Annotated in this window: 22 protein-coding genes; 4 read left to right on the forward strand and 18 right to left on the reverse strand. The window is 67.3% G+C overall.

All coding sequences use genetic code 11. The features are described from left to right. Positions 1-17: 17 nt before the first annotated feature. From ACAM58_RS12600 to lexA, 9 genes are all read right to left on the reverse strand, one after another. Positions 18-1,289: an acyl-CoA dehydrogenase family protein gene (locus ACAM58_RS12600; protein WP_012747736.1), complete on the reverse strand. Its 1,272-nt coding sequence runs from the start codon at positions 1,287-1,289 to the stop codon at positions 18-20. A 30-nt stretch (positions 1,290-1,319) separates the two neighbouring features. After that, positions 1,320-2,426, reverse strand: a complete 1,107-nt coding sequence (locus tag ACAM58_RS12605) for a phosphotransferase (protein ID WP_012747737.1) — start codon at positions 2,424-2,426, stop codon at positions 1,320-1,322. A 1-nt stretch (position 2,427) separates the two neighbouring features. Continuing rightward, positions 2,428-3,147, reverse strand: coding sequence for a Crp/Fnr family transcriptional regulator (locus tag ACAM58_RS12610; RefSeq protein WP_012747738.1), 720 nt, complete (start codon positions 3,145-3,147; stop codon positions 2,428-2,430). A gap of 59 nt (positions 3,148-3,206) precedes the next feature. Next, positions 3,207-3,986, reverse strand: a complete 780-nt coding sequence (locus tag ACAM58_RS12615) for an oxepin-CoA hydrolase, alternative type (RefSeq protein ID WP_012747739.1) — start codon at positions 3,984-3,986, stop codon at positions 3,207-3,209. Positions 3,987-4,021: 35 nt separating this feature from the next. Beyond that, positions 4,022-5,542: a 3-hydroxyacyl-CoA dehydrogenase gene (locus ACAM58_RS12620; protein WP_012747740.1), complete on the reverse strand. Its 1,521-nt coding sequence runs from the start codon at positions 5,540-5,542 to the stop codon at positions 4,022-4,024. A gap of 133 nt (positions 5,543-5,675) precedes the next feature. After that, the gene (locus ACAM58_RS12625) at positions 5,676-6,836 is read right to left on the reverse strand and encodes an MFS transporter (protein ID WP_012747741.1); all 1,161 of its coding nucleotides are present in this window, start codon (positions 6,834-6,836) and stop codon (positions 5,676-5,678) included. A gap of 4 nt (positions 6,837-6,840) precedes the next feature. Continuing rightward, positions 6,841-7,848, reverse strand: a complete 1,008-nt coding sequence (locus ACAM58_RS12630; protein ID WP_012747742.1) for a D-2-hydroxyacid dehydrogenase family protein — start codon at positions 7,846-7,848, stop codon at positions 6,841-6,843. Positions 7,849-7,939: 91 nt separating this feature from the next. Further along, positions 7,940-8,308: a hypothetical protein gene (locus ACAM58_RS12635; protein ID WP_012747743.1), complete on the reverse strand. Its 369-nt coding sequence runs from the start codon at positions 8,306-8,308 to the stop codon at positions 7,940-7,942. A gap of 128 nt (positions 8,309-8,436) precedes the next feature. Then, positions 8,437-9,120, reverse strand: a complete 684-nt coding sequence (lexA, locus tag ACAM58_RS12640) for a transcriptional repressor LexA (RefSeq protein WP_012747744.1) — start codon at positions 9,118-9,120, stop codon at positions 8,437-8,439. A gap of 73 nt (positions 9,121-9,193) precedes the next feature. On the opposite strand from lexA, the gene ACAM58_RS12645 reads away from it, so the two are divergent. Further along, the gene (locus ACAM58_RS12645; protein ID WP_012747745.1) at positions 9,194-10,183 is read left to right on the forward strand and encodes an asparaginase; all 990 of its coding nucleotides are present in this window, start codon (positions 9,194-9,196) and stop codon (positions 10,181-10,183) included. Between the two features lie 27 nt (positions 10,184-10,210). Here ACAM58_RS12645 and adk read toward each other — a convergent pair whose 3' ends face one another. The 6 genes from adk to ACAM58_RS12675 form a co-directional block, all read right to left on the reverse strand. Further along, complete coding sequence (gene adk / locus ACAM58_RS12650) at positions 10,211-10,867, reverse strand: adenylate kinase (protein WP_012747746.1); 657 nt, start codon at positions 10,865-10,867, stop codon at positions 10,211-10,213. 136 nt (positions 10,868-11,003) lie between these two features. Continuing rightward, positions 11,004-11,777, reverse strand: a complete 774-nt coding sequence (gene kdsB / locus ACAM58_RS12655) for a 3-deoxy-manno-octulosonate cytidylyltransferase (RefSeq protein ID WP_012747747.1) — start codon at positions 11,775-11,777, stop codon at positions 11,004-11,006. Continuing rightward, complete coding sequence (locus ACAM58_RS12660; protein WP_007836935.1) at positions 11,774-11,956, reverse strand: Trm112 family protein; 183 nt, start codon at positions 11,954-11,956, stop codon at positions 11,774-11,776. Before ACAM58_RS12660 ends, kdsB begins: the two co-directional genes overlap by 4 nt. Beyond that, the gene (gene lpxK / locus ACAM58_RS12665) at positions 11,937-12,977 is read right to left on the reverse strand and encodes a tetraacyldisaccharide 4'-kinase (RefSeq protein ID WP_012747748.1); all 1,041 of its coding nucleotides are present in this window, start codon (positions 12,975-12,977) and stop codon (positions 11,937-11,939) included. Before lpxK ends, ACAM58_RS12660 begins: the two co-directional genes overlap by 20 nt. After that, complete coding sequence (locus ACAM58_RS12670) at positions 12,978-13,421, reverse strand: biopolymer transporter ExbD (RefSeq protein ID WP_012747749.1); 444 nt, start codon at positions 13,419-13,421, stop codon at positions 12,978-12,980. A 55-nt stretch (positions 13,422-13,476) separates the two neighbouring features. Continuing rightward, complete coding sequence (locus ACAM58_RS12675; RefSeq protein WP_012747750.1) at positions 13,477-14,109, reverse strand: MotA/TolQ/ExbB proton channel family protein; 633 nt, start codon at positions 14,107-14,109, stop codon at positions 13,477-13,479. Positions 14,110-14,422: 313 nt separating this feature from the next. Here ACAM58_RS12675 and xseA point away from each other — a divergent pair, with 313 nt between their 5' ends. Next, entirely contained in the window at positions 14,423-15,733 is a 1,311-nt protein-coding gene (gene xseA, locus ACAM58_RS12680) for an exodeoxyribonuclease VII large subunit (protein WP_012747751.1), read from the forward strand. A gap of 50 nt (positions 15,734-15,783) precedes the next feature. Further along, the gene (locus ACAM58_RS12685) at positions 15,784-16,365 is read left to right on the forward strand and encodes a superoxide dismutase (protein ID WP_012747752.1); all 582 of its coding nucleotides are present in this window, start codon (positions 15,784-15,786) and stop codon (positions 16,363-16,365) included. A 72-nt stretch (positions 16,366-16,437) separates the two neighbouring features. On the opposite strand, the gene ACAM58_RS12690 is transcribed toward ACAM58_RS12685, so the two are convergent. From ACAM58_RS12690 to ACAM58_RS12700, 3 genes are all read right to left on the reverse strand, one after another. Then, positions 16,438-16,896, reverse strand: a complete 459-nt coding sequence (locus tag ACAM58_RS12690; protein ID WP_012747753.1) for a DUF192 domain-containing protein — start codon at positions 16,894-16,896, stop codon at positions 16,438-16,440. 88 nt (positions 16,897-16,984) lie between these two features. Then, the gene (locus tag ACAM58_RS12695; protein WP_012747754.1) at positions 16,985-17,179 is read right to left on the reverse strand and encodes a hypothetical protein; all 195 of its coding nucleotides are present in this window, start codon (positions 17,177-17,179) and stop codon (positions 16,985-16,987) included. A 153-nt stretch (positions 17,180-17,332) separates the two neighbouring features. Continuing rightward, on the reverse strand, positions 17,333-17,656 hold the full coding sequence (locus tag ACAM58_RS12700; RefSeq protein WP_012747755.1) for a hypothetical protein: 324 nt from the start codon (positions 17,654-17,656) through the stop codon (positions 17,333-17,335). Between the two features lie 219 nt (positions 17,657-17,875). On the opposite strand from ACAM58_RS12700, the gene icd reads away from it, so the two are divergent. Further along, on the forward strand, positions 17,876-19,135 hold the full coding sequence (gene icd / locus ACAM58_RS12705; protein ID WP_012747756.1) for an NADP-dependent isocitrate dehydrogenase: 1,260 nt from the start codon (positions 17,876-17,878) through the stop codon (positions 19,133-19,135). Positions 19,136-19,304 lie beyond the last annotated feature (169 nt).

Below are 19,304 nucleotides of genomic sequence, written 5' to 3' on the forward strand. Positions count from 1 at the left end.
CCGTCGGCCCTCACAAATCAGAAGCGCGTGACGGGCATGTCGGCATCGCCCTTGTTCGGCGCGTACTTGCCCAGCTCCCACTTGGCGATCGCATTGCGGTGCACTTCGTCCGGGCCGTCCGCGAAGCGCAGCGTGCGCGCGCCGGCATAGGCGTAGGCGAGCGGGAAGTCATCGGACATGCCGCCGCCGCCGTGGACCTGCATGGCCCAGTCGATCACCTGGCAGGCCATGCTGGGCGCGACCACCTTGATCATCGCGATCTCGTTCTTGGCGACCTTGTTGCCGGCCACGTCCATCAGCCATGCGGCCTTGAGCGTGAGCAGGCGCGCCATGTCGATCTTGCAGCGCGCTTCGGCGATGCGCTCCTGCGTGACGGTCTGCGAGGCGACGGTCTTGCCGAAGGCCACGCGCGAGGAGGCGCGCTTGCACATCAGCTCGAGCGCGCGCTCGGCCAGGCCGATCAGGCGCATGCAGTGGTGGATGCGTCCGGGGCCGAGGCGGCCCTGGGCAATTTCGAAGCCGCGGCCTTCGCCGAGCAGCATGTTGTCGGCCGGCACGCGCACGTTCTCGAAGTACATCTCGACGTGGCCGTGCGGCGCGTCGTCGTAGCCCATCACGTTGAGCGGCCGCACGATGCGGATGCCCTTGGCGTCGGCCGGCACGATGATCATGCTCTGCTGCGAATGCCGCGGCGCGTCGGGGTCGCTCTTGCCCATGGTGATGAAGACGGCGCAGCGCGGATCGGCAGCGCCCGAGATCCACCACTTGCGGCCGTTGATGACGTACTCGTCGCCCTGGCGCTCGATGCGGGTCGAGATGTTGGTCGCGTCGCTGGAGGCGACATCGGGTTCGGTCATGGCGAAGGCCGAGCGGATCTGGCCTTCGAGCAGCGGCTTGAGCCAGCGCGCCTTGATGGCTTCGGAGCCGTAGCGGGCAATGGTCTCCATGTTGCCCGTGTCCGGCGCCGAGCAGTTGAAGGCTTCCGAGGCCCATGGCACGCGGCCCATGATCTCGGCCAGCGGCGCGTATTCCTGGTTGGTGAGGCCGGCGCCTTCGTAGCCCGAGGCGGCCGCGCTGTCGACCGGCAGGAACAGGTTCCACAGGCCCTGGGCCTTGGCCTTTTCCTTGAGCTTCTCGACGGTCTTGAGCGCGGTCCAGCGCTTGCCTGCGGCCGTGTTGGCGGCCAGCTCGGCGGAATACTCGGCTTCGGCCGGATAGATGTGCGCATCCATGAATGCGCTCACGCGCTTCTGGAGCTCCTTGGTTTTTGCCGAGTATTCGAAGTCCATCGTCTGTCTCCTGGTGGGGTGTGGGGGCGGTTATGCCTTCTGGGCAAACTGCCAGGCCATTTCGGCCATGGGGCGCGCGCCGCGGGCCGAAGCCACGGCCTGCTCGCTCGATGCGGTGCCTGCCTCGACCCGCTTGGCAATGCCTTGCAGGATCGCGGCCATGCGGAACAGGTTGTAGGCCTGGTAGAAATTCCAGTCGGGCGCCAGCGCCTCGGGCGTGGTGATGCGCGTGCGCTCGCAGTAGCGGCGGATGTATTCGCTCTCGGTGGGTATGCCCAGCGCCGCGACATCCACGCCGCCGATGCCGCGGCCCGTGGTGGGGGGCATGTGCCAGGACATGCAGTGGTAGCTGAAGTCCGCCAGCGGATGGCCCAGCGTGGAGAGCTCCCAGTCGAGCACCGCGATGATCCGCGGCTCCGTGGCATGGAACATCACGTTGTCCAGGCGGTAGTCGCCATGGACGATCGAAACCTTGGTCTCGTCGCGCGCGCTCGCCGGCATATGGGCGGGAAGCCAGTCGATCAGGCGCTCCATGGCCTCGATCGGCTGCGACAGTTCACCGGCGCCATCGGCCGAGGCCTTGTACTGCTTGCTCCAGCGGCCGATCTGGCGCTCGAAGTAGTTGCCGGGCTTGCCGTAGTCCGCAAGGCCGCGCTCGGCGAACTTCACGGTGTGCAGCGCCGCGATGACGCGGTTCATCTCGTCGTAGATGGCCGCGCGCCCGGCGTTGTCCATGCCGGGCAGGGCCTGGTCCCACAGCACGCGGCCCTGCATGAACTCCATCACGTAGAAAGCGCGGCCGATCACGGCTTCGTCCTCGCACAGGCAATGCATGCGCGGCACGGGCACGCCGGTGCCGGCCAGGCCGCTCATGACCTTGAATTCACGCTCCACCGCATGGGCCGAGGGCAGCAGCTTGGCAACCGGGCCCGGCTTGGCGCGCATCACGTAGCTCTGCGTGGGCGTGACGAGCTTGTAGGTCGGGTTCGATTGCCCGCCCTTGAACATCTCGACCGTCAGCGGTCCCTGGAAGCCGTCGAGGTTCTTCGCCAGCCACGCGGCGAGCGCCTCGACGTCGAAGGCATGCTGCTGCGAGACCGCACGGGTGCCGATGAAGTTGGAGAAGTCCTGGCTCATGTCAATGATCTGCTTCCGAGACGCGCATCAATGCTGCGCGGTCCAATACGACCAGGCCGCCCGGCTCGATGCGGATGGTGCCCTCGCGTTCCATGGTCTTGAGTTCCTGGTTGACGCGCTGGCGCGAGGCGCCGAGCAGCTGGGCGAGTTCTTCCTGCGCCAGCTGCAGGCCGATGCGCATCTGGCTGCCGTCTTCCAGGTTGGGCACGCCGTAGCTGCGCACCAGGTGGATGAGCTGCTTGGCCAGGCGTGCACGCAGGGGCAGGGTGTTGAGGTCTTCCACCAGCCCGAACAGCGTGCGGATGCGGCGCGCCTGCAGCCGCATCAGCGCTTCGTACAGCTCCACGTGCGCAGCCAGGATCTTCTGGAAGTCGGCCCGCGCCACGCACAGGATGGTGGTGTCCCCATGCGCATAGGCATCGTGCGTGCGCCGGTCCCCGTCGAACATCGCCACGTCGCCGAACCAGATGCCCGGCTCCACGTAGGTCAGCGTCACCTGCTTGCCCGAGACGGCCGTCGAGCTGACGCGCACCGCGCCCTTGGCGCAGGCGATCCAGTGGTCGGGAGGGTCGCCGCGGGCAGCGATCAGGTCGCCGTCCTTGAAGCGTTTGACGAAAGCACATCGGAGGATGTCGTGCCGTAGCGATGGAGAAAGAGAAGAAAACCAGCGACCACTGTTGATCGCTTCACGTTCTTCGATGGTAAGAATGGGGTCGTCCATTGGTCTGTCCTGTCGGCGACTGAAAAACTGAGGGGTGTCGCAGGAGCGACGGCGTGCCGCTACTCGTAGTGCGGTGGTTTCTTGTCGATGAACGCGGCAATGCCGACGCCCGCATTCGGGTGGTGCAGGTTGCGAACGAAATGGTCGCGCTCCTGCGAGAGCTGCGACGCGAAGGTGGCGCCGGGCGCTTCGCTCAGCAGCTCCTTGATGCTGGCCAGCGAATTGGGCGCGCGTGCATTGAGCCGGGCCGCCAGCGCCAGGGCGCTTGCAAGCGCCTGGCCGTGCTCGCTCAGTTCGTTGACCAGCCCGAGCGCATGCAGCCGCGGCGCGCCGATGCGCTCGCCGCACATCAGCCACTCGCTGGCCAGCTGGCGCGGCAATGCACGCGCGAGCTGCCAGCTCAGGCCGCCGTCGGGCGAGAGCGCCACGTTGCTGTACGACGCCGCAAAGACCGCGTCGCGCGCGGCCACCACGAAATCGCAGGCCAGTGCCAGCGAGAAGCCGGCACCTGCGGCCGCGCCTTCGACCGCCGCGATGATGGGCTTGGGGAAGGCGCGGATCGAGTCGATCCAGTTGTGCAGGCCCTCGATGCTTTCGGCCTGCACCGAAGGATCGCGCTGCCGGTTGTCGGACAGCCGCTGCAGCGAGCCGCCGGCGCAGAACCATGCGGCTTCGCCCACGATGACGACGCTGCGGATCTCATCGCTGCTCTCGGCGCCGTTGAGCGCCTCGATGCCTGCGGCGTAGATCTCGGGGCCCAGGGCATTGCGCTGGGTCGGGTTGGCGATCGTCAGCACCATGGTGCGTCCCTCGCTGGTGCTCTTCAGTTCGGCGGTCATCGCTGTGATGCTTTCGTTTTTTGGTGTTGGTCTGCTTATTCTTCTTCGTGCAGCAGGCTCAGGCCGATCGCACCGCGGCGGCGCAGCCAGGGGCTGGGGCGGTAGCGCGGATCGCCGTAGACGGTCTGCAGGTTGAACAGCACTTCGAGCATGTTGGTCGGGCCGTACAGGTTGCCCATGGCCAGCGGGCCGCGCGGATAGCCCAGGCCCAGCTGGACCGCGGTTTCGAGGTCGGCCGGCGAGCAGACGCGCTGCTGGCACATGTCGGCGGCAATGTTCACGATGGTGCCGATCACGCGCTGCGTCACGAAGCCGCCGCTGTCGCGGATCACGCTCACCGCCTTTGCATCGCGCGCGAAGAGCGCATGCGCCGCATCGCGGATGTCGCGCCGCGTGGCGGGGTTGGTGGCGAGCACGCGGCGCTTGGTGGCGGCATCGTCGATCAGCATGTCGATGCCCATCGTGCGCGTGGCGTCCAGCCGCTCGACCGCGGCCACCGTGGTCACGTCGAAGCCCAGCGGGGCCACCAGGATCAGCGACGTGGGCGCCGCCGTGGCGCCGCTGTCGATCTGCGCGCCCAGTGCGTTCACCAGCCGCAGCAGCTCGGCCCGGCGCGCAGCGCGCGGCGAAACCCAGACCGAGGGCATCGCCGCCACCACCGGCACCGCCGGCTCGGCGGGCTGCTGCATCACGCCGTCGTTGTAGCGGTAGAAGCCTTCATTGGTCTTGCGGCCCAGCACGCCGGCCGCCAGCCGCTGGGCGGTGATCACGCTCGGACGGAAGCGCGGCTCCTCGTAGTACTGGTGGTAGATCGATTCCATCACCGGATGCGACACATCGAGCGCGGTCAGGTCCATCAGCTCGAAGGGGCCCAGGCGAAAGCCGGCCTGCTCCTTCAGGATGCGGTCGATGGTGGCGAAATCGGCCACGCCTTCGCCGACGATGCGCAGTGCTTCCGTGCCGTAGCCGCGGCCCGCGTGGTTGACGATGAAGCCCGGCGTGTCCTGCGCCTGCACGGCGCTGTGGCCCATCTGCACCGCATAGCCCGCGAGCTGCTTGCAGACCTCGGCCGAAGTCTTGAAGCCGGCCACCACCTCGACCACCTTCATCAGCGGCACCGGGTTGAAGAAGTGAAAGCCCGCCACGCGCTCCGGATGCGCGAGCCCGGCCGCAATGGCCGTGACCGACAGCGACGAGGTGTTGGTGGCCAGCGTGGTCGTGGGCGCGACCACTGTTTCGAGTTCGCGGAACAGCTTGCGCTTGACTTCGAGGTCTTCGACCACCGCTTCGATGACCAGGTCGCACTGGGCCAGTGCCCCGACCGAGTCGACCGCCTTCACGCGGGCGATTTGCGCATCGCGCGCCGCGGCGTCGATCTTGCCCTTCTCGTGCAGCTTGTTCCATTGGGCCGCGAGGGCTTCGCGCCCGCGTTCGGCGGCACCTGCAAAACTGTCGAGCAGCAGCACTTCGCTGCCCGCCTGGGCCGCGATCTGTGCGATGCCTCGGCCCATGGCGCCGGCGCCGACGACGCCGATCCGGGTGTAGTTGACTGTCATTGGAAAAGATCTTCGCTGGTTGGAGGGTGTCCGGGGCCGCCTGCAGGCACCGGGCCCGGAGTTTGCGCAGCCTTCGATTTTGCAGCCATCGGCCGCAGGGGCATGCCGGGTTTTACGCGGGGCCGCCGCGCGGTCAGGCCGGCCGGCGGCTGCGGTCGATGGCCACGCTCAGGCCGATGGCCGCGAGCAGCAGGGCAAAACCGGCCCAGTTCATCCACGCGACCGCGTCGTTGGCAAGCAGCCATCCACCCAGCCCGGCACCCACCGCCTGGCCGACATAGATGCCGGAACTGTTCAGCGCCACCGAGCCCGGCGCGAGCGCGGGGGCCAGGCCGACCAGCCGCGCCTGCTGCGCCGAATTGGTCGCGAAGCAGCCCAGCCCCCAGGGCACGAGCACCGCCGCCAGCCACGGCAGCGTACCGGCCCATGGCCAAAGGAAGAGGCTCAGCGCGATCAGCGAACTCGTCAGCAGCACCATGCGGCCCGCGCCCACGCGGTCGATGAACCGGCTCACGAGCATGTTGCCCGCAAGGCCGAACACGCCGAACAGCGCCCACATCAGGCTCAGCATGGTGGGGTCCGCGCCGAAGTCCCGCTTCAGGATCGGCCCGAAATAGCTGAACAGCACGAACTGGCCAGCCCCCTGCAGCGCTGTGACCGAGACGATGCCCATCAGCACCGGGCTGCGCAGCACGCGCGCCCAGGCGGCCGCCGTCAGCGCCGCGGGGCGGATGCCCTGCGGCAGGGTCAGCCAGATCGATGCCGCACTGGCGATGCTCAGCAGCGCGATCGCTCCGAAAGCCATGCGCCAGCCGAGATGGCCGCCCACCAGCGCACCGATGGGCAGCCCGAGCACCGAGGCCAGCGACCAGCCCAGGAAGACGAAAGTCACGGCGCGGCCGCGATGCTCCGGCGGCACCAGCATGCCGGCGCAGGCCGCAGCCTGGGGCGTGAAGATGGCGGGCGCCACCACCGTGAGCATGCGCACCGGCAGCAGGGCACCGAAGCTCGGCATCAGCGCCGCAATGGCATGCCCGGCCGCGTACCAGAGCAGGGTGAGGGCGAGCAGCTGGCGGCGGTCCCAGCCTGCGACAGCTGCCGCCAGCAGCGGCGCGCCCAGGCACATCACGACCGCGGCCACCGTGATCAGCTGGCCCGCAGTCGCCACAGAGACAGACAGCGACGCGCTGATTTCATTGAGCGTGCCGGGCACCACCATCACGCCCGTGCCGATCACGAAATTGCCGGCCAGCAAGGCCCACAGTGCGCCCCGGGGCGCGGCCCGGCGGCTCATGGATTCACCGGCGAACCTGCAGCGCGCCGGGGTTCACGATGTTGGTGGGGTTGCCCTTGATGAAGCTCACGACATTGTCGAAAGCCTGGCCGAAATAGCTTTCGTAGCTGTCCTGCTCGACATAGCCGATGTGCGGCGTGCAGATGCAGTTCTCCAGCCGCAGCAGCGCATGGCCCTGCAGCGGCGGCTCGCTCTCGAACACGTCGACCGCCGCCAGTCCGGGCCGGCCGCGGTTGAGCGCAGCAAGCAGCGCATCGGCCTCGACCAGTTCGGCGCGCGAGGTGTTGACGAAGAGCGCGGTCGGCTTCATGCGCGAAAGATCCTCGAGCTTGACCAGACCGGTGGTTTCCTCGTTGAGCCGCAGATGCACCGACAGCACGTCGGCCGCGGCGAAGAACTCGTGGCGGTTCTGCGCCACCTGGAAGCCGTCGGAGCGTGCCTTGGCACAGCTTGCCTCGCGCCCCCAGATCACCACCTGCATGCCGAAGGCCTGTCCGTAGCGCGCCACCAGCTGGCCGATGCGGCCGTAGCCCCAGATGCAGAGCGTCTTGCCCTTGAGCACCGAGCCCAGCCCGAAATTGGGCGGCATGGAGGCCGACTTGAGCCCCGATTGCTGCCAGGCCCCGTGCTTGAGGTTGCTGATGTACTGCGGCAGGCGGCGCATGGCCGCCATGATCAGTGCCCAGGTCAGCTCGGCAGGCGCCTGCGGCGAGCCGGTGCCCTCGGCCACCGCCACGCCGCGCTCCGTGCAGGCCGTGACATCGATATGGCCGCCCACGCGCCCGGTCTGCGAAATGAGCTTGAGCTTGGGGAGCTTTTCGATCAGCTGGCGAGAGATGTGGGTGCGCTCGCGGATCAGCACGATCACGTCGGCATCCTTCAGCCGCACCGAGAGCTGCCCGATGCCCTTGACCGTGTTGGTGTAGACCTTGGCTGCATACGCGTCCAGCTTGGCGGCGCAGCGCAGCTTGCGCACGGCGTCCTGGTAATCGTCGAGGATCACAATGTTCATGGCGTGCCATTGTGCCTCGCAGCATTGGCATGGCGCGCGTGTGAACGTTTGGATACCCACCCCGGGTAGCGGTCACCGGGGGTGCACGGGTTCAGTGCAGCTGGGTGGAGCGGGGCGAGGGGCTGATGGCTTCCATCGCCTCGAGTGCCGCCAGCCGGTCGAGCTCGGCGCAGACATCGGCCATGCGGCCCGAGATCACCATGCGGTTGGTGCTGCGTTTGTCGCCTTGGCGGCCGTCGACCACCCGGATGACGCGCAGCGGCCGCACGGGCGCCGGCGCTGCGCTGGGCGCTGCCGCCTGCGCGCGGGCCGTGCAGGCCGGCCGGACCGCGACGTAGCGCAACCCGGCGGATGTGCCGGCGGCGTCGCGACGGGCCGGGCGGCGCGCTGGCAGCAGCCGGCTTGCAAGCGATTGCAGCGGCATCCACAAATCAGCGATGGCGAGGAGGGCGATTCCCATGTGAACTCCAAAAAAGTCTGAGGTTGAACACAGGCAGGATTTCTTTGAATGGACGCAACAGGGTGATGGCGACAAAGCGCCATACGCCCGCCACCTGTTGCGGCCGGATGGGGTGCAGGCCGCGCGGCCTACATCAGCATGGTGTTGCGGATGAGGCCCACCGCCAGGCCTTCGATCTCGAAGGGCTCGCCGGGCTGGACCACGATGGTCGGGTAGTCGGGGTTTTCAGCGTGCAGCTCGATGACCTGCTTGTTGCGCTTGAGGCGCTTGACCGTGACCTCGTCGCCCAGGCGTGCCACCACGATCTGGCCGTTGCGCGCCTCCTTGGTGGCCTGGACCGCGAGCAGGTCGCCGTCCATGATGCCGGCATCGCGCATGGACATGCCGCGCACCTTGAGCAGGTAGTCGGGCTGGCGCTGGAACAGCGTGTTCTCGACGTAGTAGGTCTGGTCGACGTGCTCTTGCGCGAGGATTGGCGAGCCCGCCGCCACACGGCCGATGAGGGGCAGCGCGAGCTGCGACATGCCGGGCAGCGAGAGGGAGAACTGGCCGCCTTCGCGGTGGCGCGACTCGTTGAGCGAACGCAGCGCGTCGCCCTTGAGCCGGATGCCGCGCGAAGTGCCGCTCACGAGTTCGATCACGCCCTTGCGGGCCAGGGCCTGCAGGTGCTCCTCGGCGGCATTGGCCGACTTGAAACCCAGCTCATTGGCGATTTCGGCCCGCGTAGGCGGCGCGCCGGTACGGGCGATGGCGCTCTGGATCAAGTCCAGGATCTGCTGCTGGCGGGCGGTAAGCTTCACGGCGAACTGCATATGTGGTTCCTTGCGGCACTGGCTGAATATCCAGTACCTGTATTTTTAACCAGTTTTTAAAAGTTGGCAACCCATGGTTAATTCCCTTTCCTCCGGCCTGCGGCGCATCGTGGTCCTGGGCACCGGCGGCACCATCGCAGGCCGGGCCGCGAGCGGTGCCGACAACATCGGCTACACCGCCGGAGAAGTGGGTGTGGCGGACCTGCTCGGCGGCATCGATGCGCCCGCAGGGCTGGCGCTCGTGGCGGAGCAGGTGGCGCAGCTCGACAGCAAGGACATGGCTTTCGACGTCTGGCTGCAGCTCGCCAGGCGCTGCGCCTCCTGGCTGGCCGAGGCCGACGTGGCGGGCGTGGTGATCACGCACGGCACCGACACCATCGAGGAAACGGCTTTCTTCCTCCAGGCGGTGCTTGCGGCCGGCAAGCCCGTGGTGCTGACCTGCGCCATGCGCCCGGCCAGTTCGCTTTCGCCCGACGGTCCGCAGAACCTGCGCGATGCCATCGCCGTGGCGGCCACGCCGGCGGCGCACGGCGTGACGGTGGTCTGCGCGGGTGCCATCCACGGCGCGCTCGATGTGCAGAAGGTGCACACCTACCGCCCCGACGCGTTTTCATCGGGCGATGCCGGGCCGGTCGGCTATGTGGAAGAGGGGGCAGTGCGGCGCCTGCGCGACTGGCCGCAGCCGATGGGCGCGGTCCCGAAAATTCCTGAGCCAAAGGCAGGCGCGGCGGTGCGCTGGCCCCGGGTCGAGATCGTCACCAGCCATGCGGGTGCAAGCGGCGCGCTCGTCGACCTGCTGCTGCAGGAGCGGGCATCGGGCGTTGCCGAGCCGGTTCGCGGGCTGGTCGTGGCCGCGACCGGCAATGGCACGGTGCACCATGCGCTGGAGGCTGCGGCGCTGCGGGCTCAGGATGCCGGCGTGGCGGTGCTGCGTGCCACCCGCTGCGCAAACGGACGCATCCTGCCGAAGTCCGGCGATCCGCTGCGGGACGCCGGTGCGCTCACGCCCGTCAAGGCGCGCATCGCGCTGATGCTGGAACTGATGGAAACGGTGGCCGCCTGAACGGCGGCCGCGCGCAGCCGACGAGATTCAGCTGCTGAGGGCCGCGAGTGCGCGCTGCTTGATCTCTTCGACGCTGCCCACGCCCTGGATGGCGCGGTACTTCGGCGCCGAGGCCGGATCGGCCTTGGCCCAGGCCGAGTAGTAGTCGACCAGCGGACGCGTCTGCTGGCTGTAGACCTCGAGCCGCTTGCGCACGGTTTCTTCCTCGTCGTCCTTGCGCTGGATCAGGTCTTCGCCCGTGATGTCGTCCTTGCCTTCGACCTTGGGCGGATTGAACTTGACGTGGTAGGTACGGCCCGACGCAGGATGCGAGCGGCGGCCGCTCATGCGTTCGATGATGTCGCTGAACGGCACGTCGATTTCGAGCACGTAGTCGAGCTTGACGCCGGCCGCCTTCATGGCGTCGGCCTGCGGAATGGTGCGCGGGAAGCCGTCGAACAGGAAACCGCCGGCGCAATCGGGCTGCGCGATGCGTTCCTTCACAAGGTTGATGATCAGGTCGTCGCTCACGAGCCCGCCGGACTCCATGACGGCCTTGGCCTGCTGCCCGAGCGGGGTGCCGGCCTTGACGGCGGCGCGCAGCATGTCGCCGGTCGAAATCTGAGGAATGCCGTATTTCTGGCAGATGAAGGCTGCTTGCGTGCCTTTGCCCGCCCCGGGCGCGCCCAGCAAAATTAGTCTCATGGTGTCCTCGGAGGGTTCTTCGATCTTGTGTCGCGCCCAGCGTCAGCCCGGGAGCGGGGCAAGGCGGAATTGCGTCGAGGATAGCATGCGACAGCGTGAAGAATTTCCGCTGCCGCCCTCGCAGCAGCGCACTTTTTCAGCGCGCCGGATCGGCGGCGAAGACCGCGCGCACGCGCTCGAGGTCTGCGGGAGTATCGACGCCAGGCCCCGGCGCGACATGGCTGACGTGCACCGCGATGCGATGCCCGTGCCACAGCGCGCGCAGTTGTTCGAGCGCTTCGGTGGCCTCGACGGGTGCGGGTGCCAGCGAAGGAAAGCTGCGCACGAAGCCGGCGCGGTAGCCATAGATGCCGATGTGCCGCAGCGGCGCCGGTGCGGGCAGCACGGAAGGCGGCGCACCGTTGGCGGAACCGTCGCGCCACCACGGAATGGGCGCGCGGCTGAAGTACAGCGCATTGCCCTGCGCATCGAGCACCGCCTTCACCACGTTCGGGTTCAGGAAGTCGTCGAGCGAGTCGATCTCGTGGGCCGCGGTGCTCATGGCGGCTTCCGGGTGGGCGGCCAGCGCGGAGGCCACGGCGTCGATGAGCGCAGGGTCGATCAGCGGCTCGTCGCCCTGGACATTGACGATGATGTCGCTGCCGTCCAGCCCCAGTTGCTCGCAGGCTTCGGCCAGGCGGTCGGAGCCGCTCGGGTGGTCCTGGCGGGTCAGGATGGCTTCCACGCCATGCCTTGCGCAGGCCTCGACGATGGCCGCGTCGTCGCCCGCCACCACCACGCGCGCGGCGCCGGATTGGCTGGCACGCCGGGCCACGCGCACCACCATGGGCAGGCCGGCAATGTCGGCCAGCGGCTTGTTGGGCAGCCGCGTCGAAGCCAGCCGGGCCGGCACCAGGACGGTGAAGCTCACAGCCCCAGCTCTTCGTCGGACAGGGTGCGGGCCTCGTTCTCGAGCAGCACGGGGATGCCGTCGCGCACCGGATAGGCCAGGCGTGCGCTGCGCGAGCAGAGCTCCTGCTTCTCCGGGTTCCAGGTCAGCGGGCCCTTGGTGACGGGGCAGACGAGCAGTTCAAGCAGCTTGGTATCCATCGAGCGATGATAGCTTTGCGTCGAGCGCCGCGAAGAATTCCGGCGAGGGTGCGAAGTCCAGCGGCACCGCCAGCGCGTCGGGGGCCCTGGGCCACAGCTTGACGGCATCTTTTTCGGTGCAGACGAGGCGCTGCCCGGTGCCGGCGGGGCGCTGCCAGCCTTCGAAATCGTAGTGGTCCGGCAGGGCGATCGTCTCGGCAAGCGTCAGCCCGCGTGCCCGCAGCATGCCGAAGAACGCTTCGGGCCGCGCAATGGCCGCCAGCGCGATCAGCGGTTCGCCGGCGAGAGCGTCGAGTGGCGTGCGTCTGCCGTCGCTCGCCACGGCGTCGCGCGCGAGCGAACGGGTGGCGGTGTAGCCGCCCTTGAAGGCGGGACGTTCCCCGCTGTGGAGCACCAGGTCGCACGGGCGCGGCCAGCGCTCGCGCAGCGGACCCGCGGGCAGCCGCCAGCCGTTGCCCACGCCGCGGTCGTCGAACACGCAGATCTCGATGTCGCGCGCCAGCGCCAGGTGCTGCAGCCCGTCGTCGCTCACGATGACCTGCGTGGCCGGGTGCCGGGCGAGCAGGGCGCGCGCGGCCTCGATGCGGCGCCGCGCCACGAACACCGGTACGCCGGTGGCGCGGCGAATCAGCAGCGGTTCATCGCCGACATCATGGGCGTTGCTCTCGGCGAGCACTTCGCGGCAGTCGCCGGTGCGGCGGCCGTAGCCGCGCGACACCACGCCAACCTGTAGCCCGCGGGCCTGCAGGTGCCGCACGACCGCCATCACGACCGGCGTCTTGCCCGCGCCGCCGGCAACCACGTTGCCAACCACGATCACCGGCACCGGGACGCGTTCGGTCGTGCGCCATCCCATCCGGTAGAGCCAGCGCCGCAGCCCGAAAAGCGCCGCGTAGAGCAGCGACAGGGGCCACAGCAGGCAAGCCAGCGCGCCGCGATGCAGCCAGGCGCGCTGCAGCCGCGAGGCCGGCACAGCGATCGGGCCGGTCGTGCCGATGGTGCTGCGGCCCTGCGACGGCACTCAGTGCCCTGCTTGCTGCGCCGAAGACTGGGCTGCGAACGTGATCTGCACCAGTCCCACGCGGCGAGCGGCTTCCATCACCGTGATCACAGCCTGGTGCGGGCTGCTGGCGTCGGCGCTGATGATGACCACGCTGTCCTTGCCGCCCGTGGCGGCCGCGCCCAGTGCGGCGGCCACGGTGTCCACGTTGCGGTCGGCCACCGGCTTCTTGTTGATCGAGTAGCGGCCGTCGGCGGAGACCGCCACGATCACCTCCTTGGGATAGTCGCGCTGCGAATCCACGTCCGCCGTCGGCAGCCGAAGCTGCATTTCGGTGAACTTGCTGTAGGTGGTCGACAGCATCAGGAAGATCAGGATGACCAGCAGCACGTCGATGAACGGGATCAGGTTGATCTCCGGCTCGTCGCGCGCACCGTGGCGAAACTGCATGCGGCCGCGGCTCATGGCAAGCCTCCGCGAGGCGGCGTGGCGCAGGCAGTTGCAAGCGATGCGAAGCCCATCATTTGCGCAATGCGTTCAAATGGCGCGCGAAGCGCTCGCCCGACAGTTCGAGGTTCAGCAGGTATTCGTCGACCCGGCTGCGGAAATAGCGCCAGAAGATCAGCGTCGGAATGGCCACGATCAGGCCGAAAGCCGTGTTGTACAGCGCAATCGAAATGCCGTGCGCCAACTGCGCGGGGTTCCCGGAGCCCACCGCGCCGCTGCCGGGCGACTGCGAGCCGAAGATCTCGATCATGCCGATGACCGTGCCCAACAGGCCGAGCAGCGGTGCCGCCGATGCAATGGTGGCCAGCGCCGGCAGGTAGCGTTCCAGCTTGTGCGCCACGGTGCGGCCCGAGGCCTCCATGGCGGCGCGCAGGTCGTCCTCGGTGCAGCGCGGATTGGCGTTGAGCGCCCGCAGGCCGGCGGCCAGCACCTGGCCGAGCATCGAATTGCGTTCGAGCTTGGTCACCACGTCGGGCCCCGGCACGGAACCGTGCGACACGGTGATGGCTTCGTCGAGCAGCTTGGGCGGCAGGACCCTCACGGTCTTGAGGCTTGTGAAACGTTCGATAACCAAGGCGAGCGCAATGATCGAACAGGCGAGCAATGGCCAAATCGGCCAGCCCGCGGCAACTATGATGGAAAACAAGGAATCCTCCGGCCCCGTAGACTGCAAATGCGCGGCGATTATCCACCGAGGCCACCATCGCCACGCGGCTTGTTTGCATGTCAGCGAAGACGCACAGATTCTGTGGATAACTTTGTGATTAACCCGCTGCGCAAGTTGTCCGGACCCGCATGGGACGGGCCTCCCGCTAGATCGATTGAATTTTGAGCAGTTCTTTTTCCAATGAAATCAACAGCTTGCACGACAAACCGTGCACCTGTTCCGTGCCCGGACCGCGGCACCAAGGCGGGGCAACCCACTGTGGAAGAGTGGCCGCCGGCCGCGCGGGTGTCCTGTGAACCTGCGTGACTCGAATCCAACGCCGGGCCCGCGGATCTGGGCTGTGGGCGCGCTGTGCCGGGCGGTGGCCGACGCGCTCGATGCGCGCTTCAACCCGGTCGCGGTGCGCGGCGAGATTTCCGGCTTCTCGCGCGCGTCGAGCGGACATTGTTACTTCGCGCTCAAGGATTCGTCCGGCCAGCTGCGCTGCGCGATGTTCCGGCGCGCCGCGGGCCTGCTCGATTTTTCGCCGCGCGACGGCGACCAGGTCGAAGTGCGCGGGCGGCTCGCGGTGTACGAACCGCGCGGCGACCTGCAACTGGTGGTCGAAAGCCTGCAGCGCGCCGGCCAGGGCGCGCTGTTCGAGCAATTCCTGCAGCGCAAGGCGCGGCTCGAGGCCGAAGGGCTCTTCGATCCGGAGCGCAAGCGGGCGCTGCCGGTCATGCCGCGCGCGGTCGGCCTCGTCACCTCGCTCGGCGCCGCGGCGCTGCACGACGTGGTCACGGCGCTGCGGCGCCGCGTGCCGCACATTCCCGTGGTGCTGGCGCCGGCGGCGGTGCAGGGCGCCAACGCGCCGGCGGAACTCGTGCGCGCGCTGCAATCGCTGTACGCACTGGAACCGGCCGTCGACGTGATCCTGCTGGTGCGCGGCGGCGGCTCCATCGAGGATCTCTGGGCGTTCAATGATGAAGCCCTGGCGCGCACCATCGTCCAAAGCCCGGTTCCGCTGATCTGCGGCGTCGGCCACGAAACCGACTTCACCATCGCCGACTTCTGCGCCGACCTGCGCGCGCCCACGCCCACGGCCGCGGCGGAGCTCGTCAGCGCGCCCCAGGCGATGTGGCTCGGTGCGATCGATCTGCTGGATGAACGGCTCGACAGCGCACTGGGTGCGCGCCTCGATGTACTGGGGCAGCGCCTCGACCAGGCGGCAGCGCGCCTGGGCCGGCCCTCCGGGCTGGTGGCGCGCCAGCAGCTGCGGCTCGCGCATCATTCGCAGCGGCTGCGCTATGCGCTGCTGTCCAGGGCCGAGCGCCTGGCCCAGGTGCCGCGCGCGATTGCTGCCGATTTTCCGCTCAGGCTCGAGCGCGCGATGGCGCAGCGGCGCGAGCGGCTGGAACGCGTCGCCCTGCGCCTGCGGCTGCTCGATCCTGCGCTGGTGCTCCAGCGCGGCTATGCCTGGCTCACCGATCCCGACGGCCGCGCGATCGTCAGCGCCAAGAAGCTGAGCCCGGGCGATGCCGTGGTCGCGCGGCTCGCCGATGGTTCGGTCGACCTGGCCGTCGTGCCCGGCAAAACGGGAACGCGTCCGACGCCGGGCGCGTAATTCCTTTCTAGAATCCTTTATTCCCCACAACCAACCCACGAGAAAAAACCATGGAACATGTGCTCCCACCCCTGCCATACGCCCTTGACGCGCTGGCACCCGAGTACTCGAAGGAGACCCTCGAGTACCACTACGGCAAGCACCACAATGCCTACGTGGTGAACCTCAACAACCTGCAAAAGGGCACCGAGTTCGAGTCGATGCCTCTCGAGGACATCGTCAAGAAGTCCAGCGGCGGCATCTACAACAACGCCGCCCAGATCTGGAACCACACCTTCTTCTGGAGCTGCATGAAGCCCCAGGGCGGCGGTGCCCCCACGGGCGCGCTGGCCAAGGCCATCGATGCCAAGTGGGGCAACTACGACGCCTTCAAGGAAGCCTTCGTGAAGTCGGCCGTGGGCAACTTCGGCTCGGGCTGGACCTGGCTGGTGAAGAAGGCCGACGGCTCGGTGGACATCGTGAACATGGGTGCCGCGGGCACGCCGCTGACCACCGGCGACACCCCGGTGCTGACGGTGGACGTCTGGGAGCACGCCTACTACATCGACTACCGCAACCTGCGCCCCAAGTTCGTCGAGACCTTCCTGGCCAAGCTGGTGAACTGGGACTTCGCGGCCAAGAACTTCGGCTGAAGAGCCGGGTTCTCCCAATGAGAAAGCCGACCCTCGGGTCGGCTTTTTCGTGGGCTGGCGTCAGGCGGGCGCTCAGCGCTTCGAAGCGGCGAACAGCTCGCCGCCGAGCTTGGCGCCCTTCTTGATGTTCTTCTTGGCGAACCAGCCTTGGTTCATCTCGAGCACGAAGCGCACCGGCTCCTCGGAGCAGTGGGAGTTCTCGGTCATGGGCTGCATGTCGGCCAGGTTGACGATGCGGCCATCGTCCGCCACGAAGGCGGCGGTCAGCGGCAGCAGCGTGTTGCGCATCCAGAAGCACTGGGTGGCCGGCTGGTCGAAAACGAAGATCATGCCTTCGGCCTGCGGCATCTCCTTGCGGAACATCAGGCCGATTTCCCGCTGGCGGGGCGTCTGCGCGACCTGCGCATCGATCTTGTACAGGCCAACGGACAACTGCGTGCGTTGCAGATCGGTCTGGGGCTGCTGCTGGGCCTGCGCGGATCCCATCAGGGCAGCGGCAAGCAGGAGCAGGGCGGCAAAACGCTGGAGCATCGGAAGGCTTCCTTCGAGGGCGGGTTCAAGGGCGCGAGGCCAATAAAAATGCCCGCTGATGCGGGCATTTGCCGGTGAGCGTGGAAGCTTACACCTTCTTGGCTGCAGCTGCGTGCGCCTTGGCCACGTGGCGAACCTTGTGCTTCTTGACGGCGTGCTTCATCGGCTTTGCCTTGTGAACGGCGGCAGGTGCAGCCGGTGCGGGGGCGGGTGCGGGCGGAGTTTGCGCAAAAGCGCCGGCTGCGAAGAGACCGGCGACGAGGGCTGCGAGCAGCTTGTTCATGAGACATCCTTTGAAATTCGTTGATATGGACCACCTCCCTTCGGAAGGTGAACATTCAACGCGGCAGCCGCTCATGCCGGTTGACAGCAGTTTCGTTGCCGCAAGCGAAAAAAAGCGCTCCGTGGAGCGCTCTTTCGTACGGCCTGGGCCGACTTACTGGGGCGTGCCGCCCTGGGTCGACTTGCGCTTCACGCTGCCATCCTTGTTGCGGCGGCGGTCGTCGCGGGTCTTGGCGCGCTTTTCGCCGGCAACGCCAGCCTTGTCGGCGCCGAACGTGCCGCCTTCGGGCGTCTTGGCGATGTCGCCAGTGGGAGCAGCCACTTGGCCTGCGGGCTTGGCTTCCTTCTTCGCTTCGGCGCGGGCTTGCGGCTTGCTGTTGGTGGCGTTCCCTTGCTCGGGCGTGGTGCCGGTGGGGTTCTGGGCGTAGGCGCCAGCGGCGAACAGGCCAGCGATCATGACTGCGAGAATTTTGCTCATTGATGATTCCTCTATCGAGAATTGGTTGGAAACGCCTCCCGGCGAGCAGAAGGTCAGCCACTAACGAGACCATTGTCTCTTAGGTTGACAAACGCCAGCTGATGGGTTGCGTCTAAAATGTACAGCGATTTGTTCGCGGGCTGTACAGCGATTCCCCATCGCTGTCTGAATTCGCAGACAGTCGTCCGAATTACGTCACTCCCGGAGTCATTCCCCCTCATGTCCAGCTACCAGCACATCAAAGTCCCGGCCGAAGGCCAGAAGATCACGGTCAACGCCGACAACTCGCTCAATGTGCCTGATCAGCCGATCATTCCCTTCATCGAAGGCGACGGCACGGGTCTGGACATCACTCCGGTGATGCTCAAGGTGGTGGATGCTGCAGTGGCCAAGGCCTACGGCGGCAAGAAGAAGATCCACTGGATGGAAGTCTATGCCGGCGAAAAGTCGACCAAGGTCTACGGCCCCGACGTCTGGCTGCCCGAGGAAACGCTGCACGCCGTGCGCGACTACGTGGTGTCCATCAAGGGTCCGCTCACCACGCCCGTCGGCGGCGGCATCCGCTCGCTGAACGTTGCGCTGCGCCAGGAACTCGACCTCTACGTCTGCCTGCGCCCCATCCAGTATTTCGAGGGCGTGCCCAGCCCGGTGCGCGAGCCGCACAAGACCAACATGGTCATCTTCCGCGAGAACTCGGAAGACATCTATGCCGGCATCGAGTTCGAAGCCGAAAGCGACAAGGCCAAGAAGCTCATCAAGTTCCTGCAGGACGAACTGGGCGTCAAGAAGATCCGCTTCCCCAACACCTCGGGCATCGGCGTCAAGCCCGTGTCGAAGGAAGGCACCGAGCGCCTCGTGCGCAAGGCGCTGCAGTACGCGGTGGACAATGACAAGCCCAGCGTCACGATCGTGCACAAGGGCAACATCATGAAGTTCACCGAAGGTGGCTTCCGCGACTGGGCCTATGCCCTGGCGGCCAAGGAGTTCGGCGCCGAGCTGATCGACGGCGGCCCCTGGATGAAGTTCAAGAATCCCAAGACGGGCAAGGAAATCACCGTCAAGGACAGCATCGCCGACGCATTCCTGCAGCAGATCCTCCTGCGCCCCGCCGAATACAGCGTGATCGCCACGCTCAACCTGAACGGCGACTACGTGTCCGACGCGCTGGCAGCCCAGGTGGGCGGCATCGGCATTGCCCCGGGCGCGAACCTGAGCGACACCGTCGCCATGTTCGAAGCCACCCACGGCACGGCTCCCAAGTACGCCGGCAAGGACTACGTGAACCCCGGTTCCGAAATCCTCTCGGCCGAGATGATGCTGCGCCACATGGGCTGGACCGAAGCGGCCGACCTGATCATCAGCTCGATGGAAAAGTCGATTGCCAGCAAGAAGGTCACCTATGACTTCGCCCGCCTGATGGACGGCGCCACGCAGGTGAGCTGCTCGGGCTTCGGCCAGGTCATGATCGACCACATGTAATTGCGCGAGCAGCGGCGCTCCGGCGCCGCGCGGCCCAAGCCCTCGAGACCGCCCGGTCTCGAGGGCTTTTCTTCATCCGGCACGGCACGGCGGGCCAGGTTGAGAAATGGCACACCTTGCGCCAAATACCCATTTTTTTCCGGCCGGGTGCCGCGTAATATTTATGCTG

Origin of the sequence: Variovorax sp. V116, assembly GCF_041154435.1 — a bacterium.
Classification (GTDB): Bacteria; Pseudomonadota; Gammaproteobacteria; order Burkholderiales; family Burkholderiaceae_C; genus Variovorax; species Variovorax paradoxus.

Bases quoted from the DNA above. Each gene is read 5' to 3' on its own strand.
- ACAM58_RS12690 (WP_012747753.1), bottom strand. From the start codon at position 16,896: ATGCTCCAGCGTTTTGCCGCCCTGCTCCTGCTTGCCGCTGCCCTGATG.
- ACAM58_RS12620 (WP_012747740.1), bottom strand. From the start codon at position 5,542: ATGACAGTCAACTACACCCGGATCGGCGTCGTCGGCGCCGGCGCCATG.
- lexA (WP_012747744.1), bottom strand. From the start codon at position 9,120: ATGCAGTTCGCCGTGAAGCTTACCGCCCGCCAGCAGCAGATCCTGGAC.
- ACAM58_RS12630 (WP_012747742.1), bottom strand. From the start codon at position 7,848: ATGAACATTGTGATCCTCGACGATTACCAGGACGCCGTGCGCAAGCTG.
- ACAM58_RS12635 (WP_012747743.1), bottom strand. From the start codon at position 8,308: ATGGGAATCGCCCTCCTCGCCATCGCTGATTTGTGGATGCCGCTGCAA.
- ACAM58_RS12695 (WP_012747754.1), bottom strand. From the start codon at position 17,179: ATGAACAAGCTGCTCGCAGCCCTCGTCGCCGGTCTCTTCGCAGCCGGC.
- adk (WP_012747746.1), bottom strand. From the start codon at position 10,867: ATGAGACTAATTTTGCTGGGCGCGCCCGGGGCGGGCAAAGGCACGCAA.
- ACAM58_RS12615 (WP_012747739.1), bottom strand. From the start codon at position 3,986: ATGACCGCCGAACTGAAGAGCACCAGCGAGGGACGCACCATGGTGCTG.
- ACAM58_RS12685 (WP_012747752.1), top strand. From the start codon at position 15,784: ATGGAACATGTGCTCCCACCCCTGCCATACGCCCTTGACGCGCTGGCA.
- ACAM58_RS12660 (WP_007836935.1), bottom strand. From the start codon at position 11,956: ATGGATACCAAGCTGCTTGAACTGCTCGTCTGCCCCGTCACCAAGGGC.
- ACAM58_RS12610 (WP_012747738.1), bottom strand. From the start codon at position 3,147: ATGGACGACCCCATTCTTACCATCGAAGAACGTGAAGCGATCAACAGT.
- ACAM58_RS12645 (WP_012747745.1), top strand. From the start codon at position 9,194: ATGGTTAATTCCCTTTCCTCCGGCCTGCGGCGCATCGTGGTCCTGGGC.
- ACAM58_RS12605 (WP_012747737.1), bottom strand. From the start codon at position 2,426: ATGAGCCAGGACTTCTCCAACTTCATCGGCACCCGTGCGGTCTCGCAG.
- icd (WP_012747756.1), top strand. From the start codon at position 17,876: ATGTCCAGCTACCAGCACATCAAAGTCCCGGCCGAAGGCCAGAAGATC.
- ACAM58_RS12700 (WP_012747755.1), bottom strand. From the start codon at position 17,656: ATGAGCAAAATTCTCGCAGTCATGATCGCTGGCCTGTTCGCCGCTGGC.
- ACAM58_RS12625 (WP_012747741.1), bottom strand. From the start codon at position 6,836: ATGAGCCGCCGGGCCGCGCCCCGGGGCGCACTGTGGGCCTTGCTGGCC.
- ACAM58_RS12600 (WP_012747736.1), bottom strand. From the start codon at position 1,289: ATGGACTTCGAATACTCGGCAAAAACCAAGGAGCTCCAGAAGCGCGTG.
- ACAM58_RS12670 (WP_012747749.1), bottom strand. From the start codon at position 13,421: ATGAGCCGCGGCCGCATGCAGTTTCGCCACGGTGCGCGCGACGAGCCG.